20 protein-coding genes, 8 tRNA genes and 1 pseudogene (1 of these 29 cut by a window edge) are annotated in these 21180 nt (G+C 36.4%); 5 read left to right on the top strand and 24 right to left on the bottom strand.

What is annotated here, in order from left to right:
• Position 1: 1 nt before the first annotated feature.
• The 3 genes from ACIFUW_RS04965 (at position 2) to ACIFUW_RS04955 (ending at position 2098) form a co-directional block, all read left to right on the top strand.
• The gene (locus ACIFUW_RS04965; RefSeq protein WP_000195429.1) at positions 2-1174 is read left to right on the top strand and encodes an IS256-like element IS256 family transposase; all 1173 of its coding nucleotides are present in this window, start codon (positions 2-4) and stop codon (positions 1172-1174) included.
• 161 nt (positions 1175-1335) lie between these two features.
• On the top strand, positions 1336-1530 hold the full coding sequence (locus tag ACIFUW_RS04960; RefSeq protein WP_002289063.1) for a hypothetical protein: 195 nt from the start codon (positions 1336-1338) through the stop codon (positions 1528-1530).
• Positions 1531-1798: 268 nt separating this feature from the next.
• The gene (locus ACIFUW_RS04955) at positions 1799-2098 is read left to right on the top strand and encodes a hypothetical protein (protein ID WP_002289065.1); all 300 of its coding nucleotides are present in this window, start codon (positions 1799-1801) and stop codon (positions 2096-2098) included.
• Between the two features lie 96 nt (positions 2099-2194).
• Here ACIFUW_RS04955 and ACIFUW_RS04950 read toward each other — a convergent pair whose 3' ends face one another.
• The 8 genes from ACIFUW_RS04950 to ulaG form a co-directional block, all read right to left on the bottom strand.
• Complete coding sequence (locus ACIFUW_RS04950; RefSeq protein ID WP_002289050.1) at positions 2195-2629, bottom strand: GNAT family N-acetyltransferase; 435 nt, start codon at positions 2627-2629, stop codon at positions 2195-2197.
• 231 nt (positions 2630-2860) lie between these two features.
• Positions 2861-3571, bottom strand: coding sequence for an L-ribulose-5-phosphate 4-epimerase (locus tag ACIFUW_RS04945; protein ID WP_002295327.1), 711 nt, complete (start codon positions 3569-3571; stop codon positions 2861-2863).
• Positions 3561-4421 carry an L-ribulose-5-phosphate 3-epimerase gene (locus ACIFUW_RS04940; RefSeq protein WP_002289048.1) on the bottom strand — a complete coding sequence of 287 codons (861 nt, stop codon included), beginning with the start codon at positions 4419-4421 and terminating at the stop codon, positions 3561-3563. The genes ACIFUW_RS04945 and ACIFUW_RS04940 overlap by 11 nt, the downstream gene beginning before the upstream one ends.
• 4 nt (positions 4422-4425) lie before the next feature.
• On the bottom strand, positions 4426-5064 hold the full coding sequence (locus ACIFUW_RS04935) for a 3-keto-L-gulonate-6-phosphate decarboxylase UlaD (protein ID WP_002288832.1): 639 nt from the start codon (positions 5062-5064) through the stop codon (positions 4426-4428).
• A 14-nt stretch (positions 5065-5078) separates the two neighbouring features.
• Positions 5079-5378 (bottom strand): PTS sugar transporter subunit IIB, encoded by a 300-nt coding sequence (locus ACIFUW_RS04930; RefSeq protein WP_045136020.1) that lies wholly within the window; start codon positions 5376-5378, stop codon positions 5079-5081.
• A gap of 42 nt (positions 5379-5420) precedes the next feature.
• Complete coding sequence (locus ACIFUW_RS04925) at positions 5421-6905, bottom strand: PTS ascorbate transporter subunit IIC (protein WP_002324626.1); 1485 nt, start codon at positions 6903-6905, stop codon at positions 5421-5423.
• A gap of 19 nt (positions 6906-6924) precedes the next feature.
• Positions 6925-7386 carry a PTS sugar transporter subunit IIA gene (locus tag ACIFUW_RS04920; protein ID WP_010728432.1) on the bottom strand — a complete coding sequence of 154 codons (462 nt, stop codon included), beginning with the start codon at positions 7384-7386 and terminating at the stop codon, positions 6925-6927.
• A gap of 17 nt (positions 7387-7403) precedes the next feature.
• Positions 7404-8471 carry an L-ascorbate 6-phosphate lactonase gene (gene ulaG, locus ACIFUW_RS04915; protein WP_045136021.1) on the bottom strand — a complete coding sequence of 356 codons (1068 nt, stop codon included), beginning with the start codon at positions 8469-8471 and terminating at the stop codon, positions 7404-7406.
• 217 nt (positions 8472-8688) lie between these two features.
• Here ulaG and ACIFUW_RS04910 point away from each other — a divergent pair, with 217 nt between their 5' ends.
• Positions 8689-9459: a DeoR/GlpR family DNA-binding transcription regulator gene (locus ACIFUW_RS04910; RefSeq protein ID WP_002288823.1), complete on the top strand. Its 771-nt coding sequence runs from the start codon at positions 8689-8691 to the stop codon at positions 9457-9459.
• Between the two features lie 272 nt (positions 9460-9731).
• On the opposite strand, the gene ACIFUW_RS04905 is transcribed toward ACIFUW_RS04910, so the two are convergent.
• Positions 9732-10559, bottom strand: a complete 828-nt coding sequence (locus ACIFUW_RS04905) for a helix-turn-helix domain-containing protein (RefSeq protein ID WP_002288821.1) — start codon at positions 10557-10559, stop codon at positions 9732-9734.
• Between the two features lie 566 nt (positions 10560-11125).
• On the opposite strand from ACIFUW_RS04905, the gene ACIFUW_RS04900 reads away from it, so the two are divergent.
• Positions 11126-12361 carry a glycosyltransferase gene (locus ACIFUW_RS04900; protein ID WP_002288819.1) on the top strand — a complete coding sequence of 412 codons (1236 nt, stop codon included), beginning with the start codon at positions 11126-11128 and terminating at the stop codon, positions 12359-12361.
• Positions 12362-13359: 998 nt separating this feature from the next.
• On the opposite strand, the gene ACIFUW_RS04895 is transcribed toward ACIFUW_RS04900, so the two are convergent.
• The 15 genes and pseudogenes from ACIFUW_RS04895 to ACIFUW_RS04825 form a co-directional block, all read right to left on the bottom strand.
• Complete coding sequence (locus ACIFUW_RS04895; protein ID WP_002295336.1) at positions 13360-13620, bottom strand: diacylglycerol kinase; 261 nt, start codon at positions 13618-13620, stop codon at positions 13360-13362.
• Between the two features lie 26 nt (positions 13621-13646).
• Positions 13647-14948, bottom strand: a complete 1302-nt coding sequence (locus ACIFUW_RS04890) for a PTS sugar transporter subunit IIC (protein ID WP_045136022.1) — start codon at positions 14946-14948, stop codon at positions 13647-13649.
• 291 nt (positions 14949-15239) lie between these two features.
• On the bottom strand, positions 15240-15698 hold the full coding sequence (locus tag ACIFUW_RS04885; protein ID WP_002288815.1) for a PTS glucose transporter subunit IIA: 459 nt from the start codon (positions 15696-15698) through the stop codon (positions 15240-15242).
• A 12-nt stretch (positions 15699-15710) separates the two neighbouring features.
• Positions 15711-17038, bottom strand: a pseudogene (locus ACIFUW_RS04880) (family 4 glycosyl hydrolase).
• Positions 17039-17051: 13 nt separating this feature from the next.
• Complete coding sequence (locus ACIFUW_RS04875) at positions 17052-18494, bottom strand: PTS transporter subunit EIIC (RefSeq protein WP_074400104.1); 1443 nt, start codon at positions 18492-18494, stop codon at positions 17052-17054.
• Positions 18481-19245 carry a carbohydrate deacetylase gene (locus ACIFUW_RS04870; RefSeq protein ID WP_002288811.1) on the bottom strand — a complete coding sequence of 255 codons (765 nt, stop codon included), beginning with the start codon at positions 19243-19245 and terminating at the stop codon, positions 18481-18483. The genes ACIFUW_RS04875 and ACIFUW_RS04870 overlap by 14 nt, the downstream gene beginning before the upstream one ends.
• Positions 19246-19348: 103 nt before the next feature.
• On the bottom strand, positions 19349-20224 hold the full coding sequence (locus ACIFUW_RS04865) for a PRD domain-containing protein (protein WP_002317647.1): 876 nt from the start codon (positions 20222-20224) through the stop codon (positions 19349-19351).
• Between the two features lie 254 nt (positions 20225-20478).
• Positions 20479-20563, bottom strand: a tRNA-Leu gene (locus ACIFUW_RS04860).
• Positions 20564-20580: 17 nt separating this feature from the next.
• A tRNA-Gln gene (locus ACIFUW_RS04855) sits at positions 20581-20652 on the bottom strand.
• A 9-nt stretch (positions 20653-20661) separates the two neighbouring features.
• Positions 20662-20734: transfer RNA gene (locus ACIFUW_RS04850), tRNA-His, on the bottom strand.
• A 61-nt stretch (positions 20735-20795) separates the two neighbouring features.
• A tRNA-Leu gene (locus ACIFUW_RS04845) sits at positions 20796-20880 on the bottom strand.
• A gap of 20 nt (positions 20881-20900) precedes the next feature.
• Positions 20901-20971: transfer RNA gene (locus ACIFUW_RS04840), tRNA-Cys, on the bottom strand.
• 45 nt (positions 20972-21016) lie between these two features.
• Positions 21017-21088 (bottom strand) — tRNA-Gln (locus ACIFUW_RS04835).
• Positions 21089-21099: 11 nt separating this feature from the next.
• Positions 21100-21172 (bottom strand) — tRNA-His (locus ACIFUW_RS04830).
• Positions 21173-21174: 2 nt separating this feature from the next.
• A tRNA-Trp gene (locus tag ACIFUW_RS04825) sits at positions 21175-21180 on the bottom strand (it continues 68 nt past the right edge of the window).

The following is a 21180-nucleotide window of genomic DNA, read 5'->3' as shown; positions in this document are numbered from 1 at the left end:
CATGACCCAAGTACATTTTACACTGAAAAGCGAAGAGATTCAAAGCATTATTGAATATTCTGTAAAGGATGACGTTTCTAAAAATATTTTAACAACGGTATTTAATCAACTAATGGAAAATCAACGAACAGAATATATTCAAGCAAAAGAATATGAACGAACAGAAAACCGACAAAGTCAACGAAATGGCTATTATGAGCGCAGCTTTACGACACGTGTAGGCACGCTAGAATTAAAAGTACCCAGAACACGTGATGGCCATTTTTCACCCACAGTGTTTGAACGTTATCAACGAAACGAAAAAGCCCTCATGGCTTCAATGTTGGAAATGTATGTATCAGGCGTTTCAACTCGTAAAGTATCAAAAATTGTGGAAGAACTTTGTGGTAAATCCGTCTCTAAGTCCTTCGTTTCTAGCTTAACAGAACAGCTAGAACCTATGGTTAACGAGTGGCAGAATCGTTTATTATCAGAAAAAAATTATCCTTACTTAATGACCGATGTACTCTATATAAAAGTACGAGAAGAAAATCGAGTACTCTCAAAAAGCTGTCATATAGCGATTGGAATAACCAAAGATGGCGACCGTGAAATTATCGGCTTCATGATTCAAAGTGGCGAAAGCGAAGAGACCTGGACAACATTTTTTGAATACCTAAAAGAACGCGGTTTACAAGGTACGGAACTCGTTATTTCTGATGCGCACAAAGGATTAGTCTCTGCCATTAGAAAATCCTTCACCAACGTAAGTTGGCAAAGATGCCAAGTTCACTTCCTAAGAAATATCTTTACCACCATTCCTAAAAAAAATTCAAAATCTTTCAGAGAAGCTGTTAAAGGAATTTTTAAGTTCACAGATATTAACTTAGCGCGTGAGGCTAAAAATCGATTGATTCATGATTATATCGATCAACCAAAATATTCAAAAGCTTGCGCATCATTGGATGATGGATTCGAAGACGCCTTTCAATATACCGTACAAGGAAATTCCCACAATCGACTAAAGAGTACCAATCTAATTGAACGACTGAATCAAGAAGTACGCAGAAGAGAAAAGATTATTCGCATCTTCCCCAATCAAACATCAGCCAATCGCTTAATTGGAGCCGTTCTTATGGACCTACATGATGAATGGATTTATTCTTCAAGAAAATACATCAATTTTGATAAGTAGAAATGGTAAAAACATTGTATAGCATTTTACACAGGAGTCTGGACTTGACTAAAACTTTCAAATTGATTCTTTTTATTTATCATAAAGATATAGATACATAATCATTTTCACTTACATATATTTGAATATTAACTAAAAACAGCAAGAAAGAAGAGGATCAAATGTATTATGTAGAAGTAAAAACAAAAGGCGTCAAAAACAAACAATATGTGAAAGGTATCAGTAACGAATATCCTTTACTTGGTTCATGGAAAGAAGCTGCTCCTTTTTCCAAACCATGTGCCATAAAAATAAAGAACGAGCTAGAAAAAGAACTGACTTGTGGCAAAGCTGTTGTAGATATCATCGAAAAGTAAATCCAATGTATAGAAAGGAAGATCACACATGAAAAGCGACGTACAAATTGCTAAGATTATAGAATTAGAAGAAGAAGACGCAGTGTTGACAATTGAAAAAAAATAAATGTTTGTATACCATATGATTATTTCAATATGTATCCTGGAATTGGAGATCTCGTAGAGCTATATCAAGATGAATCAAATATACTTGTCATTCATCATGAAATATAGAGACTTATAAAATTGTTTATTTTTATAATGTATCAGTATAGAAAGGAAATAAAACATGGATTATACTGTTGAATTTGACAGTGAACTACTTAAGCAATTTCCACAAGAAGAACATTTCATGTATAAAGAAGCAATTTCCCACAAAGTGACAGAGTATTTGGAGCATAATTTTTTTCGTATAAAGCCAGTGCGTACTCGTTCGGCAAAAGGAATATACGAGATGAAAGTCAAAATTAATAAAAAAAATTATCGCATAGCATTTGCTTTAAAAAAAAATCATGTGTTCATTTTTTATATTAGTTCGAATTTGCAAAAAATTGTATTTGATAAAGAGGTGAGTAAAAAAATAAAATAGCTGAGCATTGGAGGATAGATTGAGTGATACTAAGTCTATCCTCTTGTTTTTCTAAAGAACTAAGCTAGAATTTTTTCTTTTGTACGTTATTATATGTTATTTGTCATTACCAAAAAGCACCTTTTTTCTTCTAGTATCTATGACATAAGAAATACCACCCATTTCCTTTACTTGAACAAATCCTACTGATTCATAAAATTTTTTTGTTTTCTCAGTATCATCTGTCAATAATTCGATTTGGACTGGTCCATAACTAGTGATCTTCTCCAAAGCTTCATTCAAAAGCACTTTGCCTATTCCTTGGCGCTGATACCTCGGATGAATGAGGATATCTTGAATAAATGCGATCGTCGCAAAATCAGTGATCCAACGAACGATTCCGATAATCTTCCCTTCCCCATTACGCTTTATCAGAGATTCAGATTGTTCAAATGCTCTAGCTAACCTTGCAGTGTCTTTTGTGTAATTCGTCCAACCAACGCTCTTATATAATTCAGAAATCTCATCGATCATAAGGGAATCAATATTCATTTTTTTCTTCCTTTCTTATACAATTCTCCCTCTAATAATACAGTTCTTTGACTATTTAATCTATCACATATAACTCTCCTGTAAAGATTCTCTCGATTCCTTAAAATCTCTCTTTCCTTTTAGAATGCATCCTTTTTGATAAATAAAAAGGTTGTGATAAATTTTCTTCACAACCTCTGTTTCTCTCTATCAAGTGTTATCTTTTAATTTTCTACCCTTACCCTAGCATCTCTATTGCCCGTAGTATGCATACTTTCCATGTTTGCGAAAATAATGTTTATCTAGTAAATATTGCGGGATTTCACATATATTGGGGTTGATCAGCTCGTTTTCTTTGGCCATCAGACAAATTTCATCTAAGATCAAACTGTTTTCTACTGCTTTCATAGGTGAATCCCCCCATGTGAACGGTCCATGTCCATAGACAAGTACTCCAGGGACTTCGTTTGGATCTAATTTTCTTTCCTTAAACGTCTCGACAATCACATTCCCTGTATGAACTTCGTAAGCTTCTCTTACTTCTTCTTTCGTTAATTGGCGTGTACAAGGAACCTTACCATAAAAAGCATCAGCATGAGTCGTGCCATAAGCTGGCAAATCGCGTCCTGCTTGCGCCCACATGACGGAGTGCGTGGAATGAGTATGAGTAATAGCAGTTATATCTTCAAAAGTTTGATACAAAACAACATGTGTGGGGAGATCTGAAGATGGTTTTAAGCTATCTTCTTCTATTATATTTCCCGACAAATCTGTTACCACCATTTGATCTGCTTGCATGCATTCATATCTGACACCGCTTGGCTTAATGACGATGACTCCTAGCTCACGGTCCACTTCACTCACATTGCCCCAAGTCAATTTGACTAATCCGTATCGCGGCAATGCCAGATTTGCTTCAAGGACACGTTGCTTCATTGCTGCAATTTTTTCTTCACAAGACATCATAGCCAGCCTCCTTCAATTTAGAACTTAAGTAGTCTTTTGCCTGCTGGATTTCTCTTCGAAAGTCTTGGCTTTTTTCACTCCACATTTCAATCAGAAATGTTCCATCATAATCTAGACGTTTCAAATGTCTTAATAATCCAAGAAAATCAACACAACCGCTACCAAAAGGAACATCACGAAACTGGCCTGAATATTCTTTTGTTACAGGGTAAGTATCTTTTAAGTGGATAGCAGTGATATAATCGATCCCTTTCTCAAGTTCTCGAGCCGGATTATTTTCCGGCCATGCGGACAAATTGCCTAGGTCTGGATATACTTGTAGAAAAGGGGAATGAATCTGTTCTTTGATTTCTAAAAATTTTGAAATGGAGTTCATAAATGGATCATCCATGATTTCCACGGAAAGAATGATGCCATATTTAGAAGCTTCCTTTACGCTTTCTTTTATTCCTTCGATAAAGTCTTCTCTGGAATTCATTGATTTCTCTTCATAATAAACATCGTATCCAGCTATTTGGATTACTTTGACGCTTAGATTATGCGCCAAATGGATTGCTTTTTTCATTAGTTGTTTCGCTGCTTTTTTCTTTTCTGGATCAGCAGAACCAAACGGAAATCGCCGATGCGCACTTAAACAAATCGAATGGATACGTACACCGGAGCTGAACATCTCTTCTCTCAGCTCAGCTATCTTTTCTTCAGACCAATCTAATCGTGCTAACCGCTCATCCGTCTCATCAATCGACATCTCGATAAAATCGAAGTCCATTTCTTTTACAAGGGAAAAACGTTCTTTCCATGAAATATCTTTGGGTAATGCTTTTTCATAAATCCCAATTTGAGCCATTTCCTTACCCCCAGATACGAATGATCTCATCTTTGAAGTTTTGTGCGGCCTTCATCGGATCATTTGCTGCTGTAATACCACGACCAGTGATAAAGGTATACACATCGATCCCTTCAAATAAGTGTAATGTGTGTGGATTTAATCCACCAGTTACAGAAACATTAAAGCCTAGTTCAATCAGTTTTTTGATCTTCGATAAATCTTTTTCACCCCAAGTTTCACCAGATAACAGCGCATCACGGCTTTGATGGTAGATTACCTGCCGGATACCGATGTTATGCCAATCCATGGCTTGTTCAAAAGTCCAATTGCCGTAGAGTTCTACTTGCAATTCACCTATTTCTTTTTGTGCTGCCTCCATAGTTGGAATCGTTGCACAACAAATGACTGTCATCCAGTCTGCTCCTGCTTTTGCAACATTACTCGCCACTGTTCCTCCAGCGTCTGCACATTTCGTATCAGCGACTAGTTTTTTATCTGGGAACATACTGCGAATACAGCGAATCGCTTTTTGTCCTTCCTGTAAGCAAAGAATTGTGCCCACTTCAATAATATCTACTACATCACCAACTTTCATAACATCTCCTAATGCATGTTCTAAGTCATTGTGATCTAACGCAATTTGCAAATTCGGCCTGCTCATCTTAGTTCCTTCCTTTACTTGTTTTTTTGGTACCACTTTGTTTCAGCAAATTTTTCACTGATTTCTTTGGCTGACATCACATTTTTGATACCGATAACTGTAACTTCTTTTTTCTCTGCCTGAGTAAACATATTCAAAAAATTGACTGGCGTAAAAACTACATCGTATTGGCCAGCTGAACTTTTTCCCTCTGAAATGGCACAATGATGGATTTTGGTAATTGGTACGTTTAGTTCTTTCATTGCTTTTTCCACACTTCTCATCATCATCAAGCTTGTTCCTGATCCATTTGCACACGATACTAAAATTCTCATCTTAATCCCTCCATTATGAGTGTTGTCTAATCAGATTTTCTTTTATACTCTCTGCTTTTCTGCATATGTGTCATAGTCTTCTACAATCAAAAAATAACCCTCAGGATTTTTCCGATATTGTAACTGCGGAATAGCCAATAAACCAATGACAACTACGGCAATTCCAGCATAACCTAGGACTTTCATGATTACTGTAAACAATGGCCAAGCTGTTGCCCAGTCGAACATCCCGATATAACCACCATATGTTGACATCCCAATCCATGTAGCGAATAATGCTGAACCGCCTACTTGTATGATTCCTGAAAGAAACGGGAACAGGCAAGCGGCTTTGAATCCACCTCGGTTATTGGCATAAACTGCTATAACGGCATTATCAAAGAACAACGGAATGAAACCGGCTATGACGATCGTTGGTGATTTCAATAAAATCAGTAAACCAATCATCAAAAACTGTCCCAAAGCACCAAACAAGAACCCAATCGTTACCGCATTTGGCGAACCAAAGCCAAAAGTAGCAGCTACGTCAATTCCTGGAACAGCTCCTGGTAAAATTGTGTTTGAGATTCCTTGGAAAGATTGAGTTAGTTCATCGACGAATGTCCGAACACCTAATTGCAAGATCGCCAGATATACCGCAAAATTTAAAGAAGTCGTCATAATGTAGAATAAGAAACTCTGTCCTTCTTGCATGAATTGCGCTTGAATCAAATAATCTTTGCCTAGTACAATCAGAATGATCCCAAAGAAAAATAGCATGAGTAACGAAGTAGCAACCATATTCTCATTGAAAATCGACAAGAATCCTGGTAATTTGATATCTTCGATTTTTTTGTCTTGCTTGATTGATCTATTTTTCTTTTCATCCCGCTTTTTCATCCACTCAGCTAATTTTGCAAATATAAAGATTCCGAACATTTGCTGATGTGCCACTGCAAATCCGGCACCTTCTGTCAATTCCTGCGTGATTCCTACTGTTAAGTTAGAAGCTACTGCCCAATAACAACCTAAAATCAGTCCCATAAAAATCAATACTTGTATCCTACCTAGATCAGGAAAGCAAAACAGTAAAATCCAAAAAGCGGTAGCTGCTTGTTGAACCTGAACGTTTCCGGTAGTGAAAACGGAACGCAGTTTCGTATATTTCTGAAAACGGACTAATAAGATATTTAAAACAAATGCAATCAGTAATAAAATCATCACATCTCCAAAGGTACGGCCAAATGTCTCCATTAATCCAGCATCCACAGCATTTTGTCCAAAATAAGGATCTGTAACCATGGCATCCAAATTGAACCGTTCCTTTAGTCCAACCAAAATCGGCCGAAAATTATTGACCAAACCACCAGAGCCAACAGTCAAAATAAAGTAACCGACCGTTGCCTTTAAGAATCCAGCGATGCATTCATGAAGCGGGCGTTTCAGCAAAATATAGCCTAATAACACGATAAAACCAATCAGGTATGCTGGCTGCGTCAAGATATTTGTTGCAAAATACGTCCAAATGCTTAACAAAAATTCCCCCATCTTTTTTCTCCTCTATCAATTAATTATATTCTGCCATCACAACTTGGTAATCATCGATGGAGTTCGTAGAGATGAGACGCTCAACCAATCCATCTGTCATTAATAATTCGGATAATTTTTGGATATTTTCTAGATGTTCTTCTGGATCTTTTGCTGCAAGTGTAAAAAACAAACTAGCCGTTTTCTCCTCATCCTCCCCTTCACTTTCAAAACGGATTGGCTGTTTCAACTTGGTAAATGAAATAGCTGTTCCAAAAACACCATCACTTTTTTCTGAAGAATGCGGCATTGCTACTTGAGGTGCGATCACAATATAAGGACCGTATTTTTCTACACAATGGATGATCTCCTCCACATACGTTTCATCAATAATTTCCTTATCGATCAATACAAGACAGCTTTCGGCGATAGCTTCACGCCAATCCGTGATTTCTTTATCTGGGTAATGAATCAATTGATGGTCAAAAAAGTATTTCAGCAAGAAACTCCCCTTCTTTCTTATAAAAACGACGGAAACGGTGTATCATTTTCAATCGAGAAGACATCTTCAAATCCTCGATAAAAATTAAACTCAAGATCATCTTTGTTTGTCGGATAGATGAATTTCCCGCCTACTTGCCAGATATAAGGTTTAAATCCATACTTCAGGCGATCCTTTTTGAATTTCCAAATTTCAGTGATCTCTTTTGAATCAGCCATAAAATTAGACCAAATATCGTAGTGGACAGGAATCACTACTTTTGCATTCAATGACTCCGCCATGCGCAGCATATCAACAGAAGTAACTTTGTCTGTTATCCCTCGTGGGTTTTCACCATAGGCCCCTAAACAGACATCGATTTTGTGTTCATTACCATGTTTGGCAAATAAATTGGAGTAATGTGAATCTCCTGCATGATAAAGATTCCCTCCTGATGTTTCGAATAAATAGTTTACTGCAATTTGATCCATCTCCTGAGGCATTTTTCCTTTTAATACCTCTTCTGGATCTTCACAAGTGACCAACGCTGTCCGATCAAACGCTTCTAAAGCTACTACATTGATGTCTTTGATTTTGACTGCATCACCTGGCTTTACTGTAATCGTTTTTTCTTCAGGAATTCCCCATTTTTGCCACGTGCGAACCACTTCTTTTGGCCCAATGAATGTTGCTTCAGGACAATTTTGATGAACTGCTGCGGCTGTATGGATATCTAGATGATCGGAATGGATATGTGTAACGATTAAAGCGTCTACATTTTTTATCGCAAAAGGATCGATTACGAAAGGCTGAGTACGTAAATTAGGCTGCATATTTTGAACGCCACTCATACGCATCATCTGATGGCCTTTTTTCATCATGCCATTCCCATGACTACGTTTTCCCGTCCCACACCATAGATCACATAAAATATTCGTTCCTTCATGACTTTTCAGCCAAATTCCCGTACAGCCCAGCCACCACATAGCAAAAGTTCCAGGATCCACTACTTCTGTTTCGATTTCTTCATTCAAGTATGTGCCCCACTCAGGAAATGTTTCTACTAACCACTTTTCTTTTGTTACTTCATTGACAGTTTTACTCATTTGCTTGCTCCCCCCATATCGTTGTTCCAACTTACAAGTAAATATTAATGTGTATCAGCATCCATGGAAACCCTTTTATATGACCGTTTGTTTTTTATATGATTTTCTTTCAGTAATCAATGATTGTTTCAGTATAATAAAGACAGATATGAATGTTTAAATGAACAACTAGTCAAATAAATCCATGGATCAAGATGTCCCTCAGGAGGCAAAAGTCATGAAAAACTCACTTGTCAATATTGAAAAACGTCAAAAAGAAATTTTGGAACTGCTTCAGCAGACTGAACAACTATCAACTTTCGAATTAGCTGAATCCCTTGATGTATCTATTAGTACGATACGAAGAGATTTAAATTTATTAGAAGAAAAAAACGAGATCATACGCAATTACGGTTATTGTTCTTATAATTACAAAAACCAGACTGATTTTGATCAATCTGGTCCTGAAAGGATTAAACAAGCGATTGCCAGAGAAGCTAGTAAATACATTAACGATTATGATACGCTGTTTATCAATTCTAGCTCGACTGCGTTGAAAACACTGGATTTTCTTCAATCTAACCATTTGACAGTCATTACAAACAACGTGAAAATCAATTACTCTCCGCACAAAGATAATTGTAGTTATATTTTAACTGGTGGAGAGATGCGCTTTCCAAAAGAAGCACTAGTGGGCGACATCGCATTAAATACGATTTCTTCAGTCAATGCAGACATTTGTATCATTGGCTGTAGCGGAGTCGATGTAGTACATGGGGTCACAACAAAGATATTAAATGAATCAACGATCAACGAAATGATGGTCAACAAGACAATCAAATGTAAGATTTTAGTCGCTGATCATCGAAAAATCGGACTGACATCAAAGTTCAAGATTGCTGATATTTCAGTCTTTGATTATTTGATCACTGATAAATTTTGTTCTGAAAAAGTATTAGAGGAGATCAGAAATACGGGGATAAAAACCATTCAAGTAGATTCATTTTAAGAACCAGGACGTAAATATGTAAATAGGATTATCAAAAAAATGAATAACAAATTTATCGATAAATGAAAAACACGCTACGCTCAAATTGATAAAGGAATCCCAAGATGTGTCCATCCAATCGATACCATCATAATCTATTGCTTCTTTTATAACCGTTATATGTTGCCTAAATAGGAATCAAACAATATCGAAAAAAGGAGGTATGACAAAAGTCACACCTCCTTTTTTCGAATAAACGGTATTCAAATCAGAACACTGATTTCACAACCACTTTATTTCAGGTCGTTTTCAATCACCTTTACCGCGTAATCATTTCCGTTGAAACGCGCTATTTTTTTTGCGTCCATATATCTTTCTAAATAATCATCTTCTCCTAATTGCTTATGGCAAGAAGCAATTTCATAAAGCAAGTATTCCAATGCATAAGTCGATTTATGTTTCTTATTATACTCAATACCCTTCTCACATAATTGGATTGCTTTATCATAATCCTCGATTTTACGGTAATAGGTGGCGATATCATAATATACAATGCAGACCATCAGATTATCAAAATCAGTCTCACTCAATATTTTAAGTGTACGCTCCACATAAACTTTCGCAAAATCTAATTCTCCTTTTGACAAGTAGATCATTGCCACGTTTGCAGCTGCTTGTAAGTGATGGATATCTGTTTCGGTCGTTTGTTCCAACACTTGATTAAAATAAAATAATGCTGCATCTGGTTTTTTCGCATAAAGATGATCAAGCAGTCCTTGATAAAATAAAATTTGATTTAAAAGATCAGAATTACTTACTTTTTCCTGATCGATCGTTTGTAAAATTTTATAAGATTCTTGGTATTTTGATACAGAATTCAATGATTGAATCTCATTTATTTTTTTCCTGATTTTGTCTTCTTCTGTTTCTACTAATATATCGGAGATCTCGACATTCAGCTTTTTGCAAAGCGCACTTAAGATATTGATGCCTGGCGACATATTCTTGTTTTCGATATTGCTGACAGTTGCTTGTTCACAAATGCCTTCTGCTAATTGTACTTGTGTTAACCCCTTTTTCTTTCGGTATTCTTTTAGTAATGCTCCATCTACTTTAATCAAAACAATTTCCTTCCCTTTAAAAAATTATTTCTCCTTTATATCATACACAAAAAAAAGTTCTAAACAACCAAAAATGTTTAGAACAGAATAAAAATTTTAATTTTAAAATAATATTCAAATTAAACAACTGGCGTATCTGCTCCTTGATTTCTTTTTGTGTTATCTGAATAATTATCGTTTACAGTTATAACACATAGTGAAAATTGTCATGGCGAGAAAGTCTAAGAATATTTTTAAACATAACTATTTCTTTCTTACGTGTGTATAATGACGACAGCACACCTATCAATTAATATAATTATTTTATTTTTTATGTTCTCATGTTTATTTTTAATGACACAACTTCTCGTATTTATCTGGCACAACATATAAATCGATCAAAAAATTGTTGCGTGTTTTTTTGAAAATTGGAGTTTCAACTTGATTACAAAATTTAAATTTAGAAGTTGTGAAAACAGCGAGAGACAGTTTAATATTCAAAATATACATAGGCTACTCGAACGCTGTGTTTTTTAGTATACTAGTAAGAAACGAAGGGATAGACTCATTCCAATAAGGAGGATTTCATGAAGACAATTCTTTTTGCTCCTGCAGTATTCAATTTAGCTGAGACAACACGAATGATTGAGGTTGCCAAAGCTATGAAAGACCGTTATTACTGTGTATTCTTTGGCTTTTCTAAAACTTTTGCTCCTTTGATCACAGAAAGTGGCTTTGAGTATCATTTACTAGCGCCGATCCTTACGAAAAAACAAGAAGAACAAATCATAAAATTTGACCAGTTGCGTACACTTAAAAACCCTTTTACCAAAGAAATGGTTGCCTCTCGTATCACTAGTGAACAGAGTCTGATTGCTAAGTTTGAGCCTCGACTGATTGTGACAGGTTCGAATGTGACAATTTTTTTATCGGCCCGCAATAAAAAGATTCCTTTAGTATATGTTAAACCCTATGCTTTGAGTGAACCTTTTTTTCAATCAGAGCATGCGCTGATGCCCCACGAGTTACGTTTCTTCGGCCCTTTAAGCAATCCCCTTTGGCACTGGACAAAAAAGCGTATAGTAAATACCCGATGGATCCCCAATGCCTTCAAACACGCTGCACAAAAAGAAATGCTTCCTTTACCAAAAACAAGTTTACAAATGATGGATGCTGATCTAAATCTCATCACAACGCCTAAACTATTTTTGGAAGAAGAACAGCTGCCGGAAAATTATCGAATCGTTGGTCCAATTTTTGCTAAGCTCAGTACTTCCTTGCCTGAAGAAGTGCTAACTTTTATACAGCGAAAGCAACAAGAAAGAAAACGTATTATCTATTTCGCAATGGGTAGTTCAGGCAATCCGCGTATGTTACGCAAAATTTTGTTCTTCTTACAAAAACAACCGGATCTAGCGGTTATTGCACCTATTGACTATCTGCTTGATGACATTCAATCTGACTCAGAAGATCTTTTAATAACAGAATATCTGTCTAGTCATCTTTTGCATGAATTCATTGATTTTTCTTTTATCCACGGCGGGGAAGGGACCGTCCAAACTGCCTGTGAATCCGGCAAACCGTTTATCGGTGTGGGGATGCAATTTGAGCAAAGCTGTAATATTGACTATTGTGTAAAATACGGAAACGCAATCGCCCTCACAAAACCAGTGACTGAAAGAAAACTGCAGATTGCTCTGCGCGAAGTTTCTTCACCCAAGATTCGTCAGCAGGCACGCACGCTGCAAGCCGTTTTTCCAATAAATGGTCCACAACAAGCAATTCAAGAAATCGAAACCTTCCTGAGCAACCACCCAATATAGTTTCAAGTAGAAAAAGCTTTTTTAATAGAGACTCATCAGTAATTTCGCTATTCGAGACCCAGACAGTGAAAATACAAAAAAAGTAAATAGTGGATTGAAAAGTTAGAGTTACTTAAATTACGGTGTCTAAAAAACACAAAATCATCCTTAAAATAAAAGATCTGACGCAATCCAAATGAGCATAGGTAGCGTCTGCCATTTATTCTTAGTCAAATTCTTTGACACCTTTCTCTGGTTGGATCATCTCAACGTTTCTTCAAAAGAAAGACCATAATAATTAGGCAAATACATTTTCTTAAAATGTGTCATATAGATCTAGAAGCATCGCTTTGTAGAGATTTGTGCTGCTAGTCCCTTCAACAATTACTAAATCAAATGTAGGATTTACCACTTTATCTTTGATAATCAACCTCCCTCTTCTGTTGAGACAATGATCTCGCAATCCGATGCATACTCCTATATAAACTGCCAGCAATCCCCACATGCTGAGTAGATCATGTCAGAATGTTCTATGTCGTCAGCAACGATAAACTAAAAGTCACGTTCACCATGACTGATTGCTATTCCCAGCGCAATTATTTCTATACACGTTTCATGATTTGAATAAACACTCTCATCATACATATTACCATTCATACACCATACTGCAGCCCCTACTATATGGTTGTAAGCTCCCAAATCTATATTTGCCTTGATCACTTTGGTAGTAGATCGACTAATTCTTAATCCATTGCTGATAAAATTTTCATTTTTGCCTCCTTCTTTCTGCCAAAACAGTTAAAACAATAATAATCTTTATGTAAAAAAGGGCTGTGACAAAAGCCTTGTCACAGTCCCATATTCCGAATAAACGGTGGTCAAAAGCTTGCATCTGCGGTAATAAGTTCAACCAAACGAAAAATAAGCCAACATTTCACAAAAATTTAAGAAGCAATTTTCGTAAATTTCTTCTTATTTCTTGAAGCTAACCACTTCTGTCACAACCACTTTTAGAACATTTAAAGCTTCGATGTGACAAACCATCTATGCTGCTCGATCATAAAATTGATAGCAAAAATTCCACAAAGTACATATGTCCCCCATGAAAACAAAACATTCATATGCGGTACAATGATCTTTGGAAGAATCACGATCAAAAATGATGCCAGTGCCCAAATCCATCGATTGATTTGAATATGATATGTAGCTAGCATATTCAATATAAGGTGACTAGCCGTTAATAAAAAGATAAAAACAAAAAATAAAATCAGCCAATACATTGTTTCCCACCTTCTAAAAACCAAACTTAGACAGTTTGGACTTCGTTTTCTCCACGACTTTGTTCATCTGACAGCATCTTTTTATCATAAGCTTTTACAAATGGATAATAGATAATAAATGCTATCAATGTGTTGATCATGATCAAGATAACAACACGCCAGTCATTTCCTGCTGAAAGATAACCGCCGATTGGAGCTGGTAATGTCCAAGTTGGCAAAACAGTAAATCTATTGACCATTTCTAATTTGACTGCAAAATAACTGATAATAGTCAAAACTAAAGGAACTAAGTTGAACGGGATGAACATGTAAGGATTCAACATCATAGGAGCTCCAAAAATCATGGGCTCATTGATATTGAAGATACCAGGAATAATAGAAAAACGACCAACCTCTTTCAAGAATTTTGATTTACAGAAGAATATAAACAAAACAGATACCACGATCGTTGCTCCTGCACCACCAATTGTTACCGTCCATTGATAAAACTGTTCAGGAGCGATATAGGGTAATTGGGTGGCAGCTGTACCATCTGCCAATGCCTTTGCATTCTCATCCAACATGATCAGCCACATTGGACGAACAACAGCCCCTACAATACTCATGCCATGGATACCAAATGACCACAACAAATGGATCAAAAACATTGGTAGTAAAACACCAAGCAAATTATTCCCTAAAATATTGGTTAAAGGCTCGAATAACGATAATAAGGTAGCGTTTACATCAAAGCCCGCGACGCTTCGAATCAGCCAAGTAATTGTTAAAATGACTGCACCTGGAATCAATGCCTCAAAACTACGGGCAACAGCAGGTGGCACTTGTTCTGGCATTTTGATAGTAATATTTCGATTTTTAAAGAAACGATATACTTCCACTGCAAAAATCATAGATAAGATCCCCGCAAACATCCCAGATGCTCCCAAAGAACTCATAGGTAAGACCCAGCCAAGAGGTGCCTTTTCAGGAGTTAAAACGTTTACAGGAACTTGTAACATAAAGAACGTTCCTAAAGATAATATACCACCTGTCACACTATCTAATCCATATGATTTAGCTAGATCCGAACCCATAACAAAAGTTGCATAAATAGCCATCAATCCCATCGTCATCCTAAAAGGTAAAACAATCGTTGCCGAATAAGGGGCAATAAATTCATTCCATCCAGGAAACGGTAAATTGATAAAGACCATAAAAAATGTCCCAATCAAAATCAATGACAATGTTGAAACAACCCCATTACGAATTGCTAATAAATGACGCTGTGTACCAATTTTTGCCATTGGTGGGACAAGTTTCTCTTCGACCCATTTCATCAGCTTTTCCACTAAAACCACTCCTTTTCAATAAAATATGAACCATTCATTGCATGACAACGCAAAGAATGTTCATAACTAATTATATAATTAAGAAATTTTATTTCAATATATTCTCTTAAATAATCAAATTTATTTTTAAGAATCCTGAAAATAAGTTTTCTAAATCATAGGAGCAACAAAAAAATTCGATAATTAACAAAAATCAAAATGATTAAATCTAGTGATTGAAACTTATCATTTCAAAAAAATTTTGTAAATTCACCCATAAATATCACCCTATTTAACTTTTTTCATCGTACACTAAAATTCAAAACAACTATCTTTAATCTTTACTTCTTGGTTTTGTTTTAATAAATTTCCTTCAAAAATGCCTGGAGAAACTACAATGATCACCGTATCTTTTTGTGCTTGCTCCAACTTCTTCAAATCTATAATAGCTAACAGTGTCCCTTCTTTTACCTCCTGGTTACTTTCAACCCGTATCTGAAACGGACTTCCTTCGAGTTCAACTGTATCTAAACCCATATGGATCAGTATTTTTCTGCCAGATTCACTTTCGATCGTTATGGCATGTCGGGTAGGAAATATATTATCGATTATTCCTTTAACTGGCGCATGGATATATCCATCATGATTCGTTATAGCGTATCCAACTCCTATCATTTTTGAAGAAAAGACCTCGTCTTTTACTGCTGTTAATGGAATAATTTGACCACTAGCTACAGCTTTTAGAATGTTTCTTGTTTTAAAGAAATGCACTTTTTATCACCTCTACTTTAATGCTGGCCAATATTTTTTGTTTACTTTGATCATTTCATCTAGTATTTTTTTTGCGACTCTGGCATTTGGTACGGTTTGATTCAATGTAAATGCTTGTAAAGCTTTTTGATAAGAACCTTCAAAGTAAGCATCTACTAGTAACTTCTCTGCTGCAACTTGTGCCTCCATCAATCCTTTATGAAAATCACTGATTGGTTTTCTTAGTGTAATTGTCTCCACACCAGTTGCACCAACATATGCCGGTATTTCAACAACTGCATCTGACCGTAGATTCGGAATCGCCCCTTGATTAGGAACGATTAGCATAAAGCGACGACGATCATCATTCAACAAGGAAATAGCTATATCGACGATATATTGTCCATGCTCCCCAAAATTAAAGTTCAATACTTCTTCCACAATACCGCGGCGTATTTTATCAGCCATTTCTTTGGTATTTTTCTCTCGTCCATCCATGACCATATTAGCACGTGTATACTCTTTGTCAGTATGCTCAACGACCATATCAGGATATAAGTAATACTCTAAGTAATTATTCGGGATATTACTTGGAAAATTTTTCGTGATGACTGACATCATTTGAAAGGTTTTTTGCCAAGTTTTGTCTCCTATATTAAAATCGGCGACTTGCATTTCTTTTGTTATTAGTTTTTCAATAATCTCTGGCATAATTTCTCGTTGCAATTCTTTATCATAAATCGATGTATACCAGCCAAAGTGGTTTAAACCATAATACGTAACGATCCAATTCTTACGATCATAACCGTAATTCACTGCAATCGTTTCTTCAATTGAAATAGTCATATCACAGGCATTAATCATTTTTACATTCGGATATTTACGACGAACAGCTTCAGAAACGATCGACTCTGGATTTGTATAATTCAAAATCCATGCTTTGGGGGCATAGTCTTGTATATGATCGACAATTTCCAATAAACCTTTGATTGAGCGCATCCCATAAGCAAATCCTCCGAGTCCACACGTTTCCTGTCCTACTAATCCATGTTTAAGTGGAATCTTTTCGTCCTTTTCTCGCATCTCCAATCCTCCAACACGAATTTGTGAGAAAACAAAATCGCATCCTGTAAAAGCAAGCTTTGGATCATCCGTTGCACGAATGCGAATATTTGAAAAACCTTTTTTTTCAGCATAAATTTAACAATCAAGTACATATCCATATTTCTTTCTTCATCAATATCATATAAACGTATTTCAGATAATGGCAACCGTTTTTCATTGTTCAAAATGGCTTGAACGATTCCTGGTGTATACGTACTCCCGCCTCCAGCTATAGTGATAATCTGTTTTTTCATCATCATCTTTTCCTTTCTATTCTTCTAATAATTTATTGAATTCTGCCATAACATAAGTCACTTCTAAGCCGATGATAATTTGATAATTTTTTTCAGTTGGTTTAATGATCCCGCTTATCCCTAATTGCTTGATTCGCTGTTCCTCGACCATGGTGGGATCCACTACCTCTACCCGTAGGCGTGTATTACAACTATAGACATCCAGGATATTGGCTTTTCCTCCAAACGCTTGTAGCATTTTTGTTGCCATATATTCATAATTTTTACTTGCTAACCCTAACTCTGTTTCTTCTAAGGTTACTTCATTGCCAAACTCTGCCTTAGCTTCACGTCCTAATGTCTGAATGTTTCTCTTATTGATCAAATAATAAAAAGTAACGTAATACAAGGCAAAAAAGAAAATTCCGATTGGAAGAATCAAAATAGCATTGGTAGCGATTCGAAAATTGATGAGATAATCAACAATACATGCTCCGAATGTAAAACCAATTCGTATATTGAATAAGTAACAGACAATCCCTGCTAAACCGGCAAAAAGTGCATGGATCACGTACAACATAGGAGAAAGAAACATGAAACTAAATTCAACAGGCTCAGTGATATTTGCAATAAATGAAGTTCCTGCACCGCTTCCCATGATTCCTTTGACCATCTCTTTATTTTCTTTATAAGCTGCTTTATAGATAGCTAGACATATAGCTGGTATACCAAACATCATTACTACAAAAAAACCTGATAAAAACAGTCCAGCCTGAGGATCTCCGTTGATAAAGCGTGTCATCTCTCCTCTGAAAACTTCCTTGCTAGGAGATGTATAGCTTCCTAAATCGTAATAAATATACGTATTCAACACATGGTGCAGTCCAAAGGGGATCAGCAAACGATTCAAAAACATAAATATCCCCACACCTAATGCCCCCATATCAACGAGCAGTTTTGCAAAATTATCAATCCCAATTTGGATGAGCGGCCAGATAAAGCCCAAAAAAATAGCTGCGATTGTTTGTAGAATCATCACCATAGTCAATGGGAATTTTTCGCCCGCAAAATAAGAAAAAACTACTGGTAATTTTTGTTCTTTAAAGCGATTATACGTCCATGCCGCTACTAAACCGGAAATAATTCCACCAAAAATCCCCATATTCACTTCTGGGTCCATGATTTCTAAGCCTTTTTTCAAGGTAGCAATCGCTAAAAAACCAGTAAGTGCAGGTATTCCTTTGTCCTTATTTTTGACAAAACCGATTGCAACTCCTATAGCAAATAAGATATCCAAGTTTCCAAAAACGGCATTTCCAGCTGCACCAATTACTGGGATGTTCAGCATATCATCAGCTGATAAACGCATGATCAATCCCGCTAATGGCATCGCTGCAACTGGAAGTAGCATCGCTCTTCCAAGCTTCTGCACATTTGATTTAACATTCATTTTTATTCCTCCTCTATTAAATATCCTCATATGTTACTAACTCAATCAAAGGATCATTTTTCACTTTTTGAGCAAATGCTGAATGAATTAAAAATTCGACTTGGTGAGTACGAGGATACACAAAACTTGAACCATTTAACAATTCCTGATCCAAATACGCTGCGTGACACATGACTTCGATCGTTTTATCTTCTCTCAATATCATGAGTAAACTTGCCAAATATTCTTCCACACTCGTATTGATTTGTCGTTTTTTTTCATCAGTTTCTCCTACGACATCGAAACAAGGCTCAAAATAATCGACATGACGAACTTCATCTTTTCGTTCAAAGTTGCTCCGAACCGGCAAATCATATTTTTTTGCTAATGTAACAACTACCTCCTGGTTTTCATCCAAAGTATGAGTATGATGATGACTGTCTAAATGAGTTGGTATGATCCCCGCATGATAAATTTTTTGAATCTGAGCATTCCATTCCTGATACAGTTGATCTTTGTCAATGTTAAATGGATGCTGATAATAAGATAAGGATCTGAACTCTCCGCTTTCGATAAGAGTATCGACAGTTTTGAGAAGTGGTTTGCCACACGTCAATGTTAAATGGACTCCTACACCTAGCCTAGGCATTTCCTTTCTTAGTTTCACAGCGTGCTCGAAACCCGGCATATTTGCCATCAATGTAGTTGATGTCAAAATTCCTCGCTGATAAGCATCCATAATCCCATAATTCACACCATGGCTATAGCCAAAATCATCCGAATTAAAAATCACTTTTCCCATTTCATTCTCCTTCTTTTTTCTACTAAAATAGGCGCAACCAAATAATCATAGTCCATTTACTATGTGTCATTTGGTTGCGCCTATAGATAGTTACGCCCTTATTTTAATAGATTCGTGCTAGATGAATTGCCAAATAGATGATTTCATTTTCTTGAATGGCAAGTTGAAATTGCTGTTCGATGATATCTTTAATCTTTAGTGCTGTACAATACGCTTTGCTATGTTTAAATGTTTCAGTAAAAAAACCAATATTTTCTACTGGCGTTTCTTCCTGATAAATCAAGCGTTTAACCAGGAATTTGATATGAACCATTAAGCGATGATAAGTCAGTGATTCTTTATCATAAACGTTTGAATAGGATTTTTCTAGATGGGACAAAATCGTGGTCGTCATTTCTACTATTTTTAAGCTCTTTAAACTATTAGGCTCTCCTAGCTCAGCATTAATGATATGCATAGTGATGAATCCTACTTCATTTGACCCTAACTCGGTTTGATATCGATGATTGATTCGCTCGACCACTTCTATTGCTATATCATATTCATTTGGATAAAGGAATCTCATTTCTGGCAACATAATTGCTGTGACATCTCTATCTTCTCTTTTTCGTTGAATAGCAAAATAAATATGATCTGTCAATGTAATATAGATATTTGAATCTAATGGAGAGGAGATCCTAGCTGTTATCAGTTCAATCACTTCTTCCGCAAAATCCATAAATTCGATTGGAATCTGCGAGACTATCTCACTGAATCGTTTGATCTTTTCTTTAGAATCTAATACAAATAATTTGTCAGCATCCTCAACATCAAATGGCTTACTCACTTTAGCAGAAAAGCCAATCCCTTTCCCCATCGCAATTTTTTCTATTCCATCGTCATCGATCAATACAGCATTATGATTCAGCTTTTTCATCACATACACCGTTAATTCACCTCCACTATATGATAAAACAAAACAACTTGCAGACTCCTTCATACATATTTTTGTCTCCAAACAATTTTTAAAGACAAAAAACGACCTAAGAAAGAACCCTTTCTTAGGTCGTGCCTAATTGAATAGTAGCACCCTACATAATTTACAAAAATAGTTTAACACATAATAAAAGCGTTATCAATATCTTTTTTACTCGTTTTATGATAATACTTGTATCGAATTGATTTGGAGGTAATTACATAAAAACAAAAAAAATATAGCAACTCTCTATAAGAAAGTTGCTATATTGATAATTATACCGGCGGCCGGGGTCGAACCGGCACGTCCTCAACGGACACTGGATTTTGAGTCCAGCGCGTCTGCCAATTCCGCCACGCCGGCAAATTTAAAAATAATAACTGGGGTAGCTGGATTCGAACCAACGCATGAGGGAGTCAAAGTCCCTTGCCTTACCGCTTGGCTATACCCCAAGAATAAAGGGCGAATGATGGGAATCGAACCCACGAATGCCGGAGCCACAATCCGGTGCGTTAACCACTTCGCCACATTCGCCATCATAAAAGATGTTATTTAATTTCTCAATAAAAAACTAAGATGAAGACATCTTAGTCAATACCGGCGGCCGGGGTCGAACCGGCACGCCCTCAACGGGCACTGGATTTTGAGTCCAGCGCGTCTGCCAATTCCGCCACGCCGGCAAGTTGATTTATTAGTACTAAGGCGGTAACCGGATTTGAACCGGTGATGAAGGTTTTGCAGACCTCTGCCTTACCACTTGGCTATACCGCCATTATACTATTATCAATCTACAAAATAAAGAATAAATTATAGAAACTGGGGTAGCTGGATTCGAACCAACGCATGAGGGAGTCAAAGTCCCTTGCCTTACCGCTTGGCTATACCCCAAGAATAAAAAGGGCGAATGATGGGAATCGAACCCACGAATGCCGGAGCCACAATCCGGTGCGTTAACCACTTCGCCACATTCGCCATGGCAG

Source organism: Enterococcus sp. PLH-Efm8, from assembly GCF_053011625.1.
Note: the sequence above shows the minus strand (reverse complement) of the source record. Positions and strands in the feature narration are given on the sequence as shown.